At 60.8% G+C, this 16,869-nt stretch carries 13 protein-coding genes; 9 read left to right on the plus strand and 4 right to left on the minus strand.

What is annotated here, in order from left to right; genetic code table 11:
• The 9 genes from RBT42_RS12580 to RBT42_RS12620 all read left to right on the plus strand — a co-directional run.
• Positions 1–473, plus strand: a 473-nt coding sequence (locus tag RBT42_RS12580) for an archaeosortase/exosortase family protein (protein ID WP_320365622.1), incomplete at its 5' end; no start/stop codon positions are given.
• On the plus strand, positions 460–1,200 hold the full coding sequence (epsI, locus tag RBT42_RS12585) for an exosortase-associated protein EpsI, B-type (protein ID WP_320365624.1): 741 nt from the start codon (positions 460–462) through the stop codon (positions 1,198–1,200). The genes RBT42_RS12580 and epsI, both read left to right, overlap by 14 nt.
• Position 1,201: 1 nt before the next feature.
• Complete coding sequence (gmd, locus tag RBT42_RS12590) at positions 1,202–2,332, plus strand: GDP-mannose 4,6-dehydratase (protein ID WP_320365626.1); 1,131 nt, start codon at positions 1,202–1,204, stop codon at positions 2,330–2,332.
• 8 nt (positions 2,333–2,340) lie between these two features.
• Positions 2,341–3,561 carry a glycosyltransferase family 4 protein gene (locus RBT42_RS12595; RefSeq protein WP_320365628.1) on the plus strand — a complete coding sequence of 407 codons (1,221 nt, stop codon included), beginning with the start codon at positions 2,341–2,343 and terminating at the stop codon, positions 3,559–3,561.
• Positions 3,551–4,864, plus strand: coding sequence for a hypothetical protein (locus RBT42_RS12600; protein WP_320365630.1), 1,314 nt, complete (start codon positions 3,551–3,553; stop codon positions 4,862–4,864). Before RBT42_RS12595 ends, RBT42_RS12600 begins: the two co-directional genes overlap by 11 nt.
• The gene (locus tag RBT42_RS12605) at positions 4,861–6,096 is read left to right on the plus strand and encodes an O-antigen ligase family protein (RefSeq protein ID WP_320365632.1); all 1,236 of its coding nucleotides are present in this window, start codon (positions 4,861–4,863) and stop codon (positions 6,094–6,096) included. The genes RBT42_RS12600 and RBT42_RS12605 overlap by 4 nt, the downstream gene beginning before the upstream one ends.
• Positions 6,097–6,269: 173 nt before the next feature.
• A complete protein-coding gene (locus tag RBT42_RS12610; protein WP_413785898.1) occupies positions 6,270–7,211 on the plus strand; it encodes a glycosyltransferase family 4 protein in 942 nt (313 codons plus the stop codon).
• Positions 7,208–8,374 (plus strand): glycosyltransferase family 4 protein, encoded by a 1,167-nt coding sequence (locus RBT42_RS12615; protein WP_320365634.1) that lies wholly within the window; start codon positions 7,208–7,210, stop codon positions 8,372–8,374. Before RBT42_RS12610 ends, RBT42_RS12615 begins: the two co-directional genes overlap by 4 nt.
• Before the next feature lie 17 nt (positions 8,375–8,391).
• Positions 8,392–10,284, plus strand: a complete 1,893-nt coding sequence (locus RBT42_RS12620) for a hypothetical protein (RefSeq protein WP_320365636.1) — start codon at positions 8,392–8,394, stop codon at positions 10,282–10,284.
• Between the two features lie 5 nt (positions 10,285–10,289).
• Here RBT42_RS12620 and RBT42_RS12625 read toward each other — a convergent pair whose 3' ends face one another.
• The 4 genes from RBT42_RS12625 to glnE all read right to left on the minus strand — a co-directional run bounded on the left by RBT42_RS12625 (position 10,290) and on the right by glnE (position 16,808).
• Entirely contained in the window at positions 10,290–11,210 is a 921-nt protein-coding gene (locus tag RBT42_RS12625; protein WP_320365638.1) for a polysaccharide biosynthesis tyrosine autokinase, read from the minus strand.
• Between the two features lie 39 nt (positions 11,211–11,249).
• Complete coding sequence (gene epsF, locus RBT42_RS12630) at positions 11,250–12,653, minus strand: chain length determinant protein EpsF (protein ID WP_320365639.1); 1,404 nt, start codon at positions 12,651–12,653, stop codon at positions 11,250–11,252.
• 72 nt (positions 12,654–12,725) lie between these two features.
• Positions 12,726–13,733 (minus strand): EpsD family peptidyl-prolyl cis-trans isomerase, encoded by a 1,008-nt coding sequence (locus RBT42_RS12635; RefSeq protein WP_320365641.1) that lies wholly within the window; start codon positions 13,731–13,733, stop codon positions 12,726–12,728.
• Positions 13,734–13,916: 183 nt separating this feature from the next.
• Positions 13,917–16,808 carry a bifunctional [glutamate--ammonia ligase]-adenylyl-L-tyrosine phosphorylase/[glutamate--ammonia-ligase] adenylyltransferase gene (gene glnE, locus RBT42_RS12640; protein WP_320365642.1) on the minus strand — a complete coding sequence of 964 codons (2,892 nt, stop codon included), beginning with the start codon at positions 16,806–16,808 and terminating at the stop codon, positions 13,917–13,919.
• Between the last annotated feature and the right edge of the window lie 61 nt (positions 16,809–16,869).

Genomic DNA, 16,869 nt, shown 5'->3' on the forward strand with positions numbered 1-16,869 from the left:
TGCCCCTGCCGGGGGTGCTGGTGCAGGCCATGACCATGCCCCTCAAGAGCGCGGTGTCGGTGGTGGCTGAGCAGTTGATGTACTGGGCGGGTTACCCCATTGCACGCACTGGCGTGACCCTGACTGTGGGCCAATACCAGTTGTTGGTGGCCGATGCCTGCTCAGGCTTGAACTCACTGTTCACCCTTGAGGCATTGGGTTTTTTGTACATGCGTGTGATGAACTACACCTCCAAGGCTCGTAACGTGATCCTTGGGTTGGCGATCATTCCGATTTCGTTCATTTCGAATGTCACTCGCGTCATCATCTTGATCATGGTGACCTATCACCTGGGTGACGAGGCAGGGCAGGGGTTCATGCACGGCTTTGCTGGCATGGTGTTGTTTGCCGTCGCCTTGGTGCTGACTTACGGTGTAGACCGCTTGCTGGCCGCACGTTTTGATGATCAAGGGGGTGGTCGTGGCAACCGTTGATAGCTTGGGTCGCGGCGCATCGCGCGTGAAGTTGTTGCCAGTCCTTCTGGCCGTCATCCTGATGGTGATGGGGTTCGGTGCGGCAGAGTTGCTGACACCCAGGCGCGTGATGGCTGACGAGTGGCCTGCGATGAACCTTGAGCGTTCTGTGCCCGAGTCCTTTGGTGCTTGGAGAGTAGATCCGTCGGTGGTGCCCGTTCTGCCTGACCCGACGGTAACCGAGAAGCTGGACGCTTTGTACTCGCAGACCTTGAATCGAACTTATGTCCGTCAAGACGGTGCGCGGGTGATGCTCTCCATCGCTTATGGGAAGAATCAGAACTCGGCGTCGACCGCAGCGCACCGACCTGAATTCTGCTACTCAGCACAGGGATTCGTTGTGAAGGGCGCTTCCGTTGGGCAGCTCAGGGTGCAGGACCATGATTTGCAAGTGGTGCGTCTGTTGGCGACAGCAGGGCAGAGGCGTGAGCCCATCACATATTGGGTGACACTGGGGCACAGCGCGAGCATTCCCGGCTTGTCTCGTAAGCTTGCGCAGTTGAAGTACGGTCTGCAGGGTTGGATCATGGATGGGATGCTGATGCGCATTTCCAGTTTGACGCCTTCAACAGACGAGGCTGAATTGAGTGCAGCCAAGGTTCTGCAAGAGCAGTTCGTCAATGATCTGGCTGTTGCCATGCCTGCGTCAGACCGGGCTCGTTTTTTCGGTTCCCTCAAAGAAGATTGACATGTCCAAAAAAGTTGCACTGATCACCGGCGTTACGGGGCAGGATGGTTCCTACTTGGCCGAGTTCTTGTTGAAGAAGGGATATGAAGTACACGGCATCAAACGTCGTTCCTCGCTCTTCAACACAGATCGCATTGATCATTTGTATCAAGATCCACACGTTGATAACCGCAACTTCATCCTGCACTATGGCGATCTCACGGACTCGACCAGTTTGGTCCGCATCGTCCAGAAGGTGCAGCCTGATGAGATCTACAACCTCGCCGCTCAGTCACATGTTGGCGTGAGCTTTGAGGAGCCTGAGTACACGGCCAACGCTGATGGTCTGGGGGCGTTGCGCTTGCTTGAGGCCATTCGTATCCTCGGACTAGAGAAGAAGACAAAGTTCTACCAAGCATCGACTTCGGAGTTGTACGGGTTGGTGCAGGAGATCCCGCAAAAGGAAACCACACCCTTTTATCCGCGCAGCCCCTATGCGGTGGCCAAGATGTACGCCTACTGGATCACGGTCAACTACCGTGAGGCTTACGGCATGTACGCTTGTAACGGCGTGCTGTTCAACCACGAGAGCCCGGTGCGTGGTGAAACGTTCGTGACGCGCAAGATCACGCGTGCGATCAGTCGCATTGCCTTGGGTTTGCAGGATTGCTTGTATCTGGGCAACATGAGTGCACTGCGTGACTGGGGACACGCCAAGGATTACGTGGAGATGCAGTGGTTGATGCTGCAGCAGGATGTGGCCGATGACTTTGTGATCGCCACGGGCGTGCAGTACAGCGTGCGTCAGTTTGTGGAGTTCGCTGCGCGGGAGTTGGGCATCACTTTGGCTTTTGAGGGAGAGGGCGAAGACGAGGTAGGTAAGGTCGTCGCAGTCACCCACGTCAACGGTCAGGTGCTCTCAAAGTGCAAGGCAGGTGATGTGATTGTGAGGGTGGACCCGCGCTACTACCGTCCTACCGAAGTCGAGACGCTGCTGGGCGATCCCACCAAGGCACGCGAGAAGCTTGGTTGGACCCCCAAGATCAGCTTGGCGGAGTTGGTCGCCGAGATGGTGACAAGTGACTACGCTTCTGCCAAGCGTGACAGTCTTGTGAAGCTCGCTGGTTTCCAAGCCTACGACTATCACGAGTGAATGACGGCGTGAGTGATCGTGATGCTGGGGCGTCCGCCCGCCTGCGCGTATTGATAGCCCACAACGCGTATCAATTGCGGGGGGGGGAGGACAGTGTGGTCGAGGCCGAGACGGCCTTGCTGCGTCAGCAGGGGCATGAGGTTGACCTCTGGATTCGTCACAACGATGACGTCCAGGGCATGTCGCGTTTGTCTTTGGCGCGGCAGACCTTGTGGTCGTCTGACTCCGTGCGTTTGCTGCGCGCTCACATTGCATGCTTTCAGCCAGATGTGATTCATGTCCACAACACCTTGCCGTTGATCTCACCTTCCGTGTTTTGGGCGGCAGCGAGCGAGGGTGTCCCGGTGGTTCAGACGCTGCACAATTTCCGTCTGTTATGCCCGCAGGCGACGTTTCTCCGCGAAGGCAAGGTCTGCGAGGACTGCCTGGGGCGACGTGTGCCGTGGCCTGCAGTGCAACACCGTTGCTATCGGGACTCGGCATTGCAGACTGGGGCCGTCGCAGCGATGGTGATGCTGCATGAGGGCTTGGGGACGTGGCAGCGCAAAGTGACGCGCTACATCGCACTCAATGAGTTCTGTCGTCAGAAGTTCATTGAGGGGGGGCTGCCGGCTGAGCGGATTGATGTCAAACCCAATTTCGTGGATCAGTTGCGGCTCCCCAGTTGGTCCGATCGCTGCGGTGGAGTCTACGTGGGGCGCCTGTCCGTTGAGAAGGGCGTGACGACTTTGATCGAGGCCATGCGCTCCCTCCCTGCTCGCAGTGTCGAGGTGATTGGCAGCGGGCCATTGGAGGCTGAGGTCAAGTCGACGGCCGGCGAGGCTTGGTTGGGCGCGAAGCCCCTCGACGAGGTCTTGGCGCGGCTATCTCGCGCGGCTTTCCTGGTGTTGCCCAGCGCTTGCTACGAGGGCTTTCCACGCACACTCGTGGAAGCCTATGCCTGTGGCGTGCCGGTGATTGCAAGTCGTCACGGCTCACTGAAAGAATTGGTGAAGGAGGGGCGTACCGGGTTGCTGTTCGAGCCTGGCAACGCGGCCGCTTTGGTAGAGTGCATCCGCTGGGCTCAGTTGAACCCTCAGGCGATGCTGGAGATGGGTAAAGCTGCCCGAGCCGAGTACGAGGCGCTTTACACGCCAGAGCGCAATGCGATGCAGTTGGAGGGGGTCTATCGCAGAGCCATGGCCGACTTGCAAGGTGCACTGCTGCAAGGGGGCGTTCATGCCCGGTGAGGTCAAGCCTCCTGCAGGCCAAGAGTCGGTCTTTAAAGGTGTCCACTATTCATTGCTCGACCAAGCGCTGCTGAGTGTCTCCAACTTTTTGATCGGATTGGTGTTCATCAAATATGCCTCCAAAACCGATTACTACGCCTACAGCCAACTGGTGGGCTACATCGCGCTCACGTTGGCAATCCAGGCGGCATTGATCAACACGACGGCGCTGACGCTGCTGCCGCAGCGTGTCGGGCAGGCCAGGCGTGATATGGCCGATGCATATTTCGGTTTGCAGGTTGCGCTCAGTGTTGTGATGGCCATGGTGGGGGGGGCGGTGATCTGGTGGGTGCCGGCCTCCATCGCGATGGACGCGGTTACTTGGCCGTTGGCCGGGGCCATGAGTTGCATGGTGGTTGGCGTCTGGCTACGAGAGTTCTTGCGCAATGTTCAGTTCATCCGACTGAGGCCTGACCTGTGCCTCTGGCAGGATGTGATGTACGTGCTGGCGCTTACGGTTGGCGTGGGTGTGCTGATGCGATCGAGCGAGATCTCAGCGGCGGGCGTGTTGTACGTGATGGCGCTGGCAGGCTTATTGAGTGCGCTGCCTTGGTTGCGATCAGCCGAGTTGTCCCTGTCGGCTCGATGGCAGGCGTGGTCGACCCTGCTGCGGGACATTTGGCCCTATGCGAAGTGGTCGCTGCCAGCAGGCTTGGTGGCGTGGGCTTTTGGGAATGGGTATTTGCTCATCGGCGCCCGCGTCGTGGGGCCTGAGACCACGGCCGAGGTGGTGGCTGCAAAGCTGTTCGCGGCGCCGCTGGGAATGGTGTTCGTTTCATGGGCCAACATCTTCCGTCCCCGCGTCAGTCGCAATTTGTCCGATGGTGACGTGCGTGGTGTGCGTCGACTGACCTGGGTGTCCATGGCTGGGGTGCTTGCGATCGTGCTTTCTTACACCCTGGTGCTGGCGCTTGCATACCCGACGCTAGAGACTCATGTTCTGGGGCAGAAGTACCGTGGATTGTCCAGTGACATTGCCTGGTGGGCGTTGTTCTTCTTCGCCAGTGGTTTATCTGGCATATGCAACGGCGTTCTCTTGGCAGGAGGTCGCTTTCGCCAGTCTTTCTATGCGGCGGCCATCAGTTCGGCCATCAGCATTCCAGTCATGTGTGTCTTGGGAGTTTTCTACGCCAAGAACGGTCTGATGCTGGGCTTGGTGCTGGGTGAGATGACGTACGCCTTGGTGCTCTTCTTGGGTATGCGCCGCCTGCTTATGCAAGTGCGCCACGCCGGCGTGAACCAGTCGGGAGGCATCCTGTCATGAAAAAAATCGAGTTTCCCACGTTTTACGCAGCCCCCATTTTTTTGGCGGTGGCACTGAAATCCGGCGTTGATGCCTTCTTCGAGGTCAATGTCGTCAAGTACCTGTATTTCTTCTTGTTGATTTTTGGTGTCTTCTTCATGCGCACTGGGCGCGCATTTGATCGTCAGCTGCAGGGGCGAGGGGTGAACAACTTGCAGTCGGTTCTGTGGGTTTACGTGATGCTGTATTTCACGTTTCTGGTGGTGCTGATGATGTGGCAAAACGGGTCGCCACAGATGATTTTCAAGATTGTCAGTCCATTTGTCTTCTTTGGCTTGCTGGTTGCTGCACGAGATAAAAGCCTTCCTTTTGCCTTGGCCGTCGGTGCTGCTTTGAACATTCTGGCGAATGCGGCCCTCATCCCGTTCGATTTCGGTTGGACATATTGGGGCGGCGTCCGTACGTTCAAAGGGTTTTACATGTTCAAGACGGACTTGTCCTACAGCATGGCTACCTCGGTGTTGATTTACGCCGCTTGGAACCGCTACAAGCCCACGCCCACTTTCTTGATCCTGACGTTGCTGTCCGTGGGCATGGTGGTGTTGGCCAACTCTCGTGCCAATTACCTGACCATGTTGATTGTTTTGGCCTTCATCGCCTACAAAAACGGTGCGCGGCCTGCAGTGTTGGCAGGCTATGCGGCCTTCCTGGGGGTGGTCGTAGCGCTGGTGATGTTTCTTTACGACCCGAGCAAGTATCTTGGGTTTGACACGTCCAACATGGGCTCTTTTACTCAGGGACGAGACCGCATTTTGGAGGTGCTAATTCGCTACGGGCTCGCCACTTATGGTCCGCTGGAGTTGCTTTTTGGCCGAGGCTTGTATGCCGACTTGCTCATCTACATGGAGAACGTTTCGGATGGCGTGCCACATGGTGCCCACAACGATGTCATGTATCAACTGACCACTCAAGGCATCTTTGGTCTTGCGATGAACTTCTGTGGATGGTATTTGGTTTGGCGTATTGCGAACAGTGACGGACGACGTCGATGGGCAAGTGGGTTGGCCTTTGTGGCGTTCCTGATGTATCTGGTGCAAGGAATGACCATGACGGTCTCACTGTTCGCCTTAAAGACTTGGCCGCTCGCGAGCGTGTTCTTGCTGATCTTGGCTTCTCCTGACGAGGTCGATGGAACAGTGGCCGATGCTTCGTCGAAGGCACAAACCAAGGCTTTTTCTCTATGGGGGCGCTGATGCAGGCAGCAAAGCGCCCCATTCGATGCGCCGTGATTACGAACGTGCCTGCGCCTTACCGATTGCCGTGTTGGGACCTCTTGGCTGCTTCGGGGCAGGTTGAGTTGCACATGGTGTACTGCGCGGGGGCTCACATTGATCCGGCTCAGGACGGGCGATCCAGCCGATACCAGGTGCACTTTCTGAAAGGGCGCTATGACATTCACGACACACGTTTCTCGCACGCTGATCCGGGTGTGTGGCGCCTGTTGAATTCGATCCAGCCCGATGTCATCGTGACCTCCGGCTTCATTCCCACTTTCCTGTTTGCTTTCGCTTGGGCAGTGATGCATCGTGTACCCCATGTGACCATGACCGACGGCACGCTTGAATCAGAGCGCAGCTTAAGCTGGAAGCATCGGCTTGTGCGACGCTTTGTATTCAGCCGAAGTCGATCTTTTGTGGGGGCGTGTCAGGGGTCGACCGACCTTTACCTGAGCTACGGTCTGCCTCGTGAACGTATCCATGTGGCCGCGCTGTGTACCGACAACGCCAGGTTTGCATCAGTGCAAATTCCTCGCAACCACGACTTGCTGTTCAGCGGTCGATTCGTGGCTCATAAGAACCCGCTGTTCGCCATTGCTGTGGCGTATCAGGCAGCACGCCGACTGGGTCGTCGCCTGAGCCTGCGTTTCGTCGGCAGGGGAGACATGGAGGCGGACATGCGTCAGTTGGCACATGAAGTGTCTGAATGGGTAGATGTTTCCTTTGCAGGCTACCTGTCTCAGGCCGAGTTGCCGTTGGAATATGCAGCTTCTCGCGTGTTTCTCTTTCCCACATCGTTCGACTGCTGGGGTGTCGTTGCAAACGAAGCCTGTGCGGCCGGTGTGCCCTGTGTGGTCTCCCCGCACACTGGGGTGGTCGATGAGCTGATACAAGATGGGGTGACGGGCTTCGTCTGCCCCCTGGATGAGGCTCTGTGGGTTGATCGTGTGGTGAAGCTCTTGTCGGATGACGCATTGTGGCAATCGATGTCACACGCCGCACGGCACGAGGTCGAACGGTTCACGTTTGCTCATGCCGCCCAGGGATTGCTCACGGCGCTGCAGCAAGCTGTTGATCAGGAGGTTGCATGACCCAGCCCATGATCATCGTAGCGTCGCTGATGCGACTGGAGGGCACGACCGGTGTGCAGGCGCACATGCGCGAGTTTGTTGGCTATCTAGCTGCCCGCAGTCTGCCCCACGATATTGCGACGCCTTTTCATTGGCCGACCAGTCCATTCTTGGCGCTGTTCATTGCCCTGCGTCGAGTGCTGGAGCGGTTGCATAAACCTGCCGCTGTGGCCTTGTACCGGCGTGGTCATGCCGCTTTGCTGGGGGTGCGTTTGCGCACACTCATGCGCCGTCATCCGAATTGCGTCGTGTATGCCCAGTGCCCCTTGTCGGCCGATGTGGCTTTGCGCGCGCGTCGGCATCCTGGGCAGCGCGTGGCCCTGGTTGTGCACTTCAATGTGTCTCAATCTGAGGAGTGGATTGGTAAGGGGATGATCACTCGCGATGGCCCAATCGATCGAGGCATCCGCGCCCTCGAGTCATCGGTCGTGCGTCGTGTACACGGCTTGATTTTCGTGTCGGCTTTCATGCTGCGTGAGTTGGGTAAGGTGTGGCCAGGGTTGGATCAGTCCAATGCGGCCATCATTCCCAACTTCGTCAAGCCGCTGTCAGGTGGCTCTCCGTTGCGGAGCATGGTTGGAAGAGACCTCATCTGCATTGGCACGCTAGAGCCGCGTAAGAACCAGGGCTTCTTGCTGGAAGTGTTGGCTGAAGCACGGCGGCGTGGTCGCATTCTGAGCCTTACGCTCGTGGGTGACGGGCCAGATCGCGGCCCCCTGACCAAGCGGGCGAATGAGCTGGGCCTAGCTGATCAGGTCTTTTTTGAAGGTTTCTCGTCACAGGGGCGAACCTACATTCCAGGGCATCGGTTGTACGTGCATGCTGCGGTGATGGAGAACCTGCCGGTGGTGCTGCTGGAGGCGTTGTCGGTCGGAGTGCCGGTGATGGCCGGCCCGGTTGGCGGGATTCCCGAGATTTTTGATAACGACGTGCAGGGCTGCTTCTGGCCGCTAGACGACCCTGGCCGGGCTTGTGATGTTTTGTTGTCCGTGGTGGACGATGAGCACCGGTTGCAGTCGATGCGTGAAGCCGCGTTACGCCGATTTGTCGAACGGTTCGAGGTCGATGCCGTGGCGGCGAGGTTACATGCCTATTTGAGCAGACTGCCGTCGACGCCAATCTGATGATCTTGGAGTGTGGGATGGAGTGTCGCAAGCGGACGGGGTTTTCATTGCAGGTCCTGACTTTTGGGCTTGTCCTGATTTTGAGCCTGATGTGCGAATCGGCGCGGGCTCAGATAGTGTCCGGGGGGCTCAAGGACGGTGGTTTCGAGGGGGGCAGCCGTCAGCTCGGTGATTGTTCCCGGGTGCAAGGAAGCTTGCCGATCAACTGGTCGGACAACTCTTGCTGGCAGCCGCAAAGCCGCATTGAGTACGAAACGACAATTGCGCCAGCCCGTTCGGGGCGCGCATTAAAGGTGCGTTTGGCGCAGGGCGTGTTCCAATTGGTTCAGCCTCAGACCTTGGTGCCTGATGCTCAGTATCGGGTTGGGGTCTGGTTGCGCGCGCAATCTCCCATGGTGGTCAAGTTGTCCTTGCGCCAGAGCGGTCCACCCTATTTGGAGTATGGCGCACGCACGGTTCGCGTCATCGATGAGTGGGTCCGGGTGGAGGTCGCCGCGTTCTCCCATGGCCTCTGGGAGTCCGGCAGCCGCCAAGCCGTGTTCATGGTCTCTAGCGCTACGCCAGGCACCCTATGGGTGGATGAGGCCAGTCTGCAGGTTAAAGCGATGTCCCTACCTTTGCCTGCCGTCGATGTGCCGGCTGAGTTTTTCGGCACCCACATCCTGCACACGCGTAACGTCCGATCCGGCATCGCCGACTCCGAGGCTGGATCTGTCCGGATCTGGGATAGCAGTCAGTCACAGTGGCACCAAGTGCAAAAGACCCGGCCTCGCGGCTCCCGCAGCATCTATCGCTGGGATGCTCTGGACGAACGGGCAGCGCTCGCAGATCAGCACAATGTGGATATGTTGATGGTGCTGGGAGGCTATGCACCTGCTTGGGCCTCGATGGCTGAGGATGCCGACGATGCCAATTTGCCTGACTGTTATCGCTGCGATGAAACTCCTCGCCGCATGGCCGATTGGCAAAACTGGGTCACTGACGTCGTGGGGCGCTATAAGGGGCGATCCATCCGTAGTTGGGAAATCTGGAATGAACCCAATTTCCCTCCTTCGCACCCTTGGTGCCCCGACCCACAATCCTGCCGTAGCGGATTGGGATCAGGCTACCGTGGCACGCCCGAGCAGTTGCTGGAGTTGCAGAACGAAGCGTTTCGCATCATTCGTCGAGTGGACCCCAAAGCCGCCGTGGTGACTTCTGGCATCAGCTACCACCACCGCAACTACCTGGATTACTTCCTGCGCATTGGTGGGGGTAAGCAAGCGGATGCCATCGGTTATCACATCTACCTGGAGGGGGCGCCGGAGATGCTGATGCCGCAGGTGCTTGCGCTGCGCGGCATGTTGCAAGACCATGGTTTGGCCGACAAGCCGCTGTGGAGCACAGAGAGCGCCATCGAAGCCATTCACTTCGATACCGAGCCGGCAACGTTGCAGGCGCGACGCCAAGGCCTCCCGCCGCCGACCCGCGATGAGCTGGGGCCGGCATATCTCGCTCGTTTTTTTGTGATCGCTTGGGGGGCGGGTCTGGGGCGGGTCTACCACTATGCCTGGGATGATCAGCACGGATGGCCAAGTTCACCAACGTCATTCAATCGAAACAACAACGCGACCACAGGGGTTAATGCATCTGGGGAGGCTTGGCGTCAGGTACGCCGCTGGATGGTGGGCAAACGTCTGGTTCGAATGGATACAGGGCAGCAGGACGGAGTGTGGCGCGCGGTGCTGCGCGACGTCAAAGGTCGGGAGGCTCAGGTGATCTGGCACCCGGCGCGGGTTCCTCAGGCTCCTCATGCTGTGGCCTTGCCCGCTGGTGCAACGAAGGTGTGCGACCTGTCGGGGCGCTGTAGAGCAGTCGCATCAGGCACGAGCGTGCCGGTGGATTTCCGTCCGGTGCTGATCTCCCCTTGAGTCGATCAACCGCCGTACTCGTTGACGATGGCCCCCACAACCTTGGCCGAGCTCATGCCAACAGTCTTGAGCAGTTCGTTGAGTGCCGGCATGCGGCTCTTGTTCTGGCTGGAAAGCAACAGCACCGCGCCACAGCGAGCTGCGATGACCGCACCGTCGGTACCTTGCGAGGTGGCAGGGGTGTCGACAATGATGCGGTCGAATTTGGTTTTGAGCTCGCGCATGAGCAGGTCGAAGGCAGGCCTCTCCAGCAGTTCCAGCGGATTAGGCGGCGTAGGGCCTGCGGGCAGGACGAACAGGTTGGGCAACTCTTTGACGGCCTGGATGACCTTCGAGGCCGTGCGGCCAGACAAAATTGACGAAAGGCCGCCACTGCGGTTTTGCAGTGTGAACAGCTCGTGCATGCGCGGGTTGCGCAGGTTTGCGTCGATCAGCAGTGTTCGACCCGGCAGCTGGGAGAAGGCCACTGCCAAGTTGGCCGAGAAATAGGTCTTGCCGTCACCGGAGTCAGGGCTGAGCACGGCAATGGCCGGGCGTGGCCCTTCCGAGCTGTATACCCTCATGATCAGGTGGCTTCGGATTGTGCGAAACGCCTCGGCTTGGTCGGTGAAGGGGGCGGCACCAACGACGAGCTCTGGGTTGAGAGCGTTCTTACCTTCGCTCGCGTAGGGGTAGTGGAACTGCTGAGCCAAGGCCCAGAGAACGTCGTCAGTTTTGGCCAAACCCAAGGCCACGGCGGCTTCACCAAAGCGAACGCCGTTGTCCTTCTGGTAGGACAGGATCTGTTCGATCTGATCAGTCGACAGGTTGTTGGCTTCACTGATCAACTGTCCGATGGACTTTTCCATCGGAGCCGCTTGTGTGTCTGGAAAGTCGTCGGACTCGTCGATGGGGCCCAGGCGGGATTGGCTGAAAAGGGGCTTCATGAATGCCTTTGGATGGGTGCGTTCAGTCAACAACAGAGATCACGAGGCAGATTTACTGCCAAAGGCGAGGCGCAGGCGAGCCGTTGTGAGTCGTCGGTGTGATTTCGGCGCGGGCAGGACGCCGATGACGGGGATATCCAGGGCCTGAGTGATATCAATGGGACTGCGTACTCGGCGGTCAAAGAGCTCGACGGTCATCGCCACCATGAGGGCGAGCAGTGTTCCCAGCACGAGCGACACTGCCGTGTTGAGAAAGACGCGCGGGGAGGTCGGCGAAGTGGGTTCTGTGGCACTGCTGAGCAAGTAGATGCCGGACTGGCTGGTCTGGCTTTCGAGGTTGGTCTGGCTCAGGCGTTCCTGGATGGAGTCGTAAATGCGTTGAGCGGTCTCAACCTCGCGCTCCATGACCTGCAAGTCTGTGCGGCTCTCCTTGAGCTTGAGCAAGCGCTCACGTTGTGCCTCGAAGGCCGCGATAGCCTCCGCTTCGCGCTGTGCTGCCATGGAGGCACCACCACGCACGCTGCCGGTCACGCGGCTGGTTTCGTTGCGAATCTGGGCACGCAGGCTGTCAATCGTGGCGCGGGACTCGATGACTTGAGGGTGGGCATCACCGAGGCGTTCACTCAGCTCGCGCAGGCGACCTTCTTGGCGGGCCAGATCAGTCTTGAGGTTGGCGACCACCGGGTTGTTCAGCACATCGTTGAGTTGTTCTGGATTGGCTGAGGCCTGGGCGCGGCGGCTGGTGGTCTCTGAGCGCATGGCGCGCAAAGCGTTGACTTGGCTTGAAAGTTCGGCAAGTCGTGCAGTTTCGACGTCCAGACGCTCATCGGTTAGCACGATGCCCTTCTCGCGTTGGGCTTCTGCGAGCTTTTCACGGGCGCGCTCCAGCTTTTCACGGGCGGCACGCGCGCGCTCTTCGAAAAACTCGGCGTACTGGCGGGCCGGACCGACCTTGATCTGAACTGTGGAATCGATGTAGGCGCGAGCGTAGGCGTTGGCGAGTGTGGAGGCAAACCCGGGCGAGTTGCCCTCGTACTGGATTTCAATGACGTTCGACTCCCGTGATGGCTTGACAGTCAGGCCTTTGTCAATGAGGTCGGCTGCCCAGGCAGTAACGTCACCTTGACCCTTGGTTTGCTTCATCCAGAGCTCGCGCATTTGCGGGTTCTCGGTGAGTCTCAGCGTGCGGACGACACGCTGCGCTACGTTGGCGCTCTTGATGATGTCGACCTGGGTGGCCAGGTAGGTGTTGGCCATGGCACCGGCCATGGCGTAAGGCGAGACGGGGTCGGGCCGCACGTCGGCCATGACGGTGGCCGACGCCGTGTACTGCTTGGTCAGCATCAGGCTGACACCCAGCGTGCTGAGCACGACGACCGTGACGATCGATAAGACCAGCACCCAGCGGGAACGGATGATTCGCAGGAATTGGTTGAACGTCATGGTCGTCTTGGTGGGGCAGCGAACTTCGGAGTTGCAAAAATTGCGGAGCGGGGCCAAGCCCCGCCCGAGGCATCATTTCAGACCGGTCAGGCCCTTGCTGAGCGCGTCGGCGTCAACGCTCGGCTCCGATGCAACGCTAGCTGGTGAGGCAACTGCTGCGGGTGCCGAGGCCGAGGGCTTTCCTGCGGCCACACCCGATGCAGGCTTGTTCACAAACTTGCCCAGATACTCAATCTTGGCCGCCTCACGCAAGCCCTTCATCTCCTTGAGCGCAAACTCACGACGACGCTCGGCCGTCAGGTACTGCTCAATGGCGGGCTTGGCCTGCTCGAACGACACCGGCTGGCTGCGGGACGCGACCACCAACACGGCCTTGAAGCCATCGTTGCCGGTGATGTAGAGGGCCTCACCATCGCTGACCTTGCTCAGTGGGTCGATGATGCCGAGTGGCAGGCCTTCAGCAGCCTGTGTGATCTGGTTGGCATTGAACTTGAGGCCGCTGGCCTTGAGTACGTCGACGAACTGAGCCGGGCCGCGAGTGGCTTTCAGTTGCTCCATCAGGGCTTGGCTTTGTTCCTTGGCGGCAGGAACCGTGAATTCCTGCAGTGCATACACCTTGCGCTGAGAGAACAGGGCTGGCTTCTCGTCGTAGTACTTGCGAATCTCTTCTGTCGTGGGGGTGCCGGCACCAGACGCCGCAGCCTTTTCCAAGTAGGTGCGCGCCAGAATGCTGCGACGGGTGGCTTCGAGCATCTGCACCACCTGCGGGTCGCGGTCGAGCTTTTGCTCTTCGGCCTTGGCGACCGCCAGTTGCTGGTCGATCAGGCTTTCGAGCACCTGGTGGCTGGCCGCCTCGGCCTGTTCCGGCTTGAGGCCTTGTTGGCGCTCCAGCACTTGGTTGATCTGGTGCACCGTGATTTCACTGCCATCGACACGCGCGGCGGCCTGGGTGGCCTTGCCTTCGCCCGAGGCGGACTTGTCACCGCAACCGGCCACCAGGGCGGCAGCAACGACGATGGGCAGCAGCGCCATCGAGCGGATGGTGCGTTGACGGGCAATGGCTTGCAGGCGATGGGTCATGGTGTGGCAGGGGTTGATCAAATCAAGGTGGAGACCAGAACGGTTGTGCGCGTTCTTTTGCGTCACCGGTGAATGATCACGCAGGGAAGGGGTGAGTTCCCTGGGGTTTTCTCCTGCCGCTCACATGGGGGGCTGGGCCTGTTGTGTCGTCGTGACAGTGTTAACCCGTCCTGCCCCACCAAGTCAATGCCCTGGGAAAACGGCCTGCCACAGTGCCTGCACGGCCTCGCGGTGCGATGCGGCCGCCGCCAGGGCCTCGTCTTTCAGCTTGGTGCTGGCATCGTCCAGTCGGGCACGGTGCTGGATGCGACGCAGTTCGCGGTAGGCTTGTCCGGCAGCATGACCAACACCCGGCGGCAGCAAGTCGGCGTCTTCAGCGCGTTGCAGCAAGGCGATGTTGCCGACGTTGTCCAGCAAGGCGGGGTGAGCGTGGCTGTGGGTCAGCACCAGGTACTGCACGGCAAACTCCACGTCGATCATGCCGCCACGGCTGTGCTTGATGTCGAACTGGTCGGTTGGGCAGGGGTGGGCCTCGCGCAGGCGTTCGCGCATCGCGATGACCTCGTCGCGCAGGGCCACGGGGTCGCGCTGGGCGGACAGCACGCTGCGGCGCGTGGTCTCGAAGCGATCGGCCAGAGCCACTTCGCCGGCGCACCAGCGCGCGCGGCTCAGGGCCTGGTGCTCCCAGGTCCAGGCGGTGTTGCTGCCGCGCTGGCGCTGGTAGTCGTCGAAGGCGTGGAAGCTGGTGACCAGCAGGCCCGAATTGCCGTTGGGGCGCAAGGCGGTGTCGATGTCGAACAGTTCGCCGGCCGAGGTGCGCAGGGTCAGCCAGGTGACCAGTTTGCGGGCGAACAGCAGGTAGGCATCGATGGCGCTCGGGGTGTCGGGGCCGGCTTGCGGGTCGGGGGCATCCTGGGTTTCGTCGAAGAGGAAGACGACGTCCAGGTCGCTGCCATAACCGAGTTCCTTGCCGCCCAGCTTGCCGTAAGCGATGACGGCGAAGTGGGGCTGGCGGCCCACGGCGTAGCGGCCTTGCTTGCCGGGGCGCTGCTGGAGGTAGCTCCAGGCCCACTTGATGGTGACGGACAGGGTGGCGTCGGCCAGGGCCGAGAGGTCATCGGCGACCTGCTCGACGGTGAGCGTGCCCTCGACGTCGCGCACCAGGGTGCGGAACACCTCCGCGTGGTGGGCGCGGCGCAAAGTGTCGAGCACCGCTTCTTCGTCGGCCTGGCCGGCGCGAACCCAGGCGGTGTGACGATCTTCGAGGTCGCGCTGGTAGGCGACGGCGTCAAAGCGACCTTCGAGCAGGCGAGGGTCGGCCAGTTCGTCGATGACGCCGGGGTGGCGCAGCAGGTACTGCATGGGCCATTTGGCCAGGCCCAGCAGGCGCAGCAGGCGGTTGAGCACCTCGGGGCGCTCGTCGAGCAGGGCCAGATAGCTGTCGCGGCGCAGCAAGGGCGTGAGCCAGTCGACAAAGTGGCGCACGGTGTCGGTGTTCATGCACGGCGCGCCGTCCGGGCCTTCGCGCGCGTCCAGGGCGGCCTTGGTGGCGCGGCCGATGAGCTTGGCCAGGCGCAGCTTGGCTGCATCCGACAGTACGGCCACCTTGCCTTGCTGAGCGAACTGGCGCACGTGCGGGGCGAGATCCTCTGGCAGCTTGGCGAGGAACTCCTCGCTGTCCACGGGCAGAGGCGGGCCGCCGCAGCCTTTGCAGCCGTTGGCTTTGGGGTCGCGGCCGTCATGGAGCAGGGCGTCAAACTCGGTGGCCACGAACTCGCGCACATTGCACAGCGCTTCGAGCAGCTGGCAGGTGCTGGAGCGGCATTCGGGGCGGTCGGCGCTGCCTTGCTCACGGGCATGGATGCCCAGGCTGTCGGCGATCCAGGCCAGGTCGGCGTCCTCGGTGGGTAGCATGTGGGTCTGCTGGTCGTCGAGGAACTGGATGCGGTGCTCGATGCGGCGCAAGAAGGTGTAGGCCTCGGCCAGCTTCTCGGCCTTGTCGGCGGGGATCAGGCCGCGTGCGGCCAGTCGGGGCAGGGCCTTGAGCGTGGAGCGGGTGCGGATTTCCGGGAACTGGCCGCCGCGCACCACCTGCAGCAATTGCACGGTGAACTCGATTTCGCGGATGCCGCCGCGGGCCAGCTTGACGTCGTTGGCGCGCTCGGGGCGGCCAGCGGCGCGGCGAGTGGCTTCGTCGCGGATCTTGCGGTGAAGCTGGCGCAGGCCTTCGAAGACGCCGTAGTCGAGGTAGCGGCGGAACACGAAGGGCATGACCAGGTCGCGCAAGGCCAGGGCGCGCTGGTGGTGTTCGCCACCGGGCATGGCGCGACGCGGCGCGATGATGCGACTCTTGAGCCAGGCAAAGCGCTCCCACTCACGTCCCTGAACGAGGAAGTACTCCTCCAGCATTCCCATGCTGACCACGGAAGGGCCAGAGTTGCCGTTGGGGCGCAGGGCGAGGTCGACGCGGAAGACGAAGCCGTCTTCGGTGGTGTCGCCGATCAGGGTGGACAGGCGGCGGGCCACCTGGCTGAAGTATTCGTGGGCGGTGACGCGGCCGCGCACCATGCCGCCGTCTTCGATGCCGGTGGTGTGTCCCTCGTCTTCGTAGACGTAGATGAGGTCGATGTCGGACGAGACGTTGAGCTCTCGCCCGCCGAGCTTGCCCATGCCGATGACCCACAGGTCGATGCGCTGGCCTTGGGCGTCGAGTGGGGCGCCGTGCTTGAGGTCGAGCTCGGCTTCGGCGGCAGCCAGGGCGTGGTCGAGCGTGACCTCGGCCAGTTCGGTCACCGAGGCGGTGATCTCCAGCATGGGGGCGCCGCCTTCCACGTCCAGGCAGGCCAGGCGTTCCATGACGAGGTGGCGGGCCACGCGCAGGGCCGAGCCCAACTCGCGCCCTTGCTCACGCAGGTGGGCGATCAGGGTCGTGATCTCGGCGGTGCGGGGCGTGCCGGGGGCCGTCTGGGCGAACCGGGCGATCTCGTCAGCGTAGCGGCGGCGGACACGTTGGACGTAGCGGGAGTGGGCCGCAGGGGTGGTGGTGGGCACCGCGTCGAAGGGGAAATCAATCATGGACCGTGTCGCCGGCGAAGAGGTCTGTGCTAGTGTGATCGGTTGTCGATCCCTGGGGCTG

The organism is Aquabacterium sp. (assembly GCF_034003525.1).
GTDB lineage: Bacteria > Pseudomonadota > Gammaproteobacteria > Burkholderiales > Burkholderiaceae_C > Aquabacterium.

Excerpts from the sequence above, each read along its gene's own strand:
- gmd (WP_320365626.1), top strand. The coding sequence starts at position 1,202 with ATGTCCAAAAAAGTTGCACTGATCACCGGCGTTACGGGGCAGGATGGT.
- RBT42_RS12600 (WP_320365630.1), top strand. The coding sequence starts at position 3,551 with ATGCCCGGTGAGGTCAAGCCTCCTGCAGGCCAAGAGTCGGTCTTTAAA.
- RBT42_RS12605 (WP_320365632.1), top strand. The coding sequence starts at position 4,861 with ATGAAAAAAATCGAGTTTCCCACGTTTTACGCAGCCCCCATTTTTTTG.
- RBT42_RS12615 (WP_320365634.1), top strand. The coding sequence starts at position 7,208 with ATGACCCAGCCCATGATCATCGTAGCGTCGCTGATGCGACTGGAGGGC.
- RBT42_RS12620 (WP_320365636.1), top strand. The coding sequence starts at position 8,392 with ATGGAGTGTCGCAAGCGGACGGGGTTTTCATTGCAGGTCCTGACTTTT.
- RBT42_RS12625 (WP_320365638.1), bottom strand. The coding sequence starts at position 11,210 with ATGAAGCCCCTTTTCAGCCAATCCCGCCTGGGCCCCATCGACGAGTCC.
- epsF (WP_320365639.1), bottom strand. The coding sequence starts at position 12,653 with ATGACGTTCAACCAATTCCTGCGAATCATCCGTTCCCGCTGGGTGCTG.
- RBT42_RS12635 (WP_320365641.1), bottom strand. The coding sequence starts at position 13,733 with ATGACCCATCGCCTGCAAGCCATTGCCCGTCAACGCACCATCCGCTCG.
- glnE (WP_320365642.1), bottom strand. The coding sequence starts at position 16,808 with ATGATTGATTTCCCCTTCGACGCGGTGCCCACCACCACCCCTGCGGCC.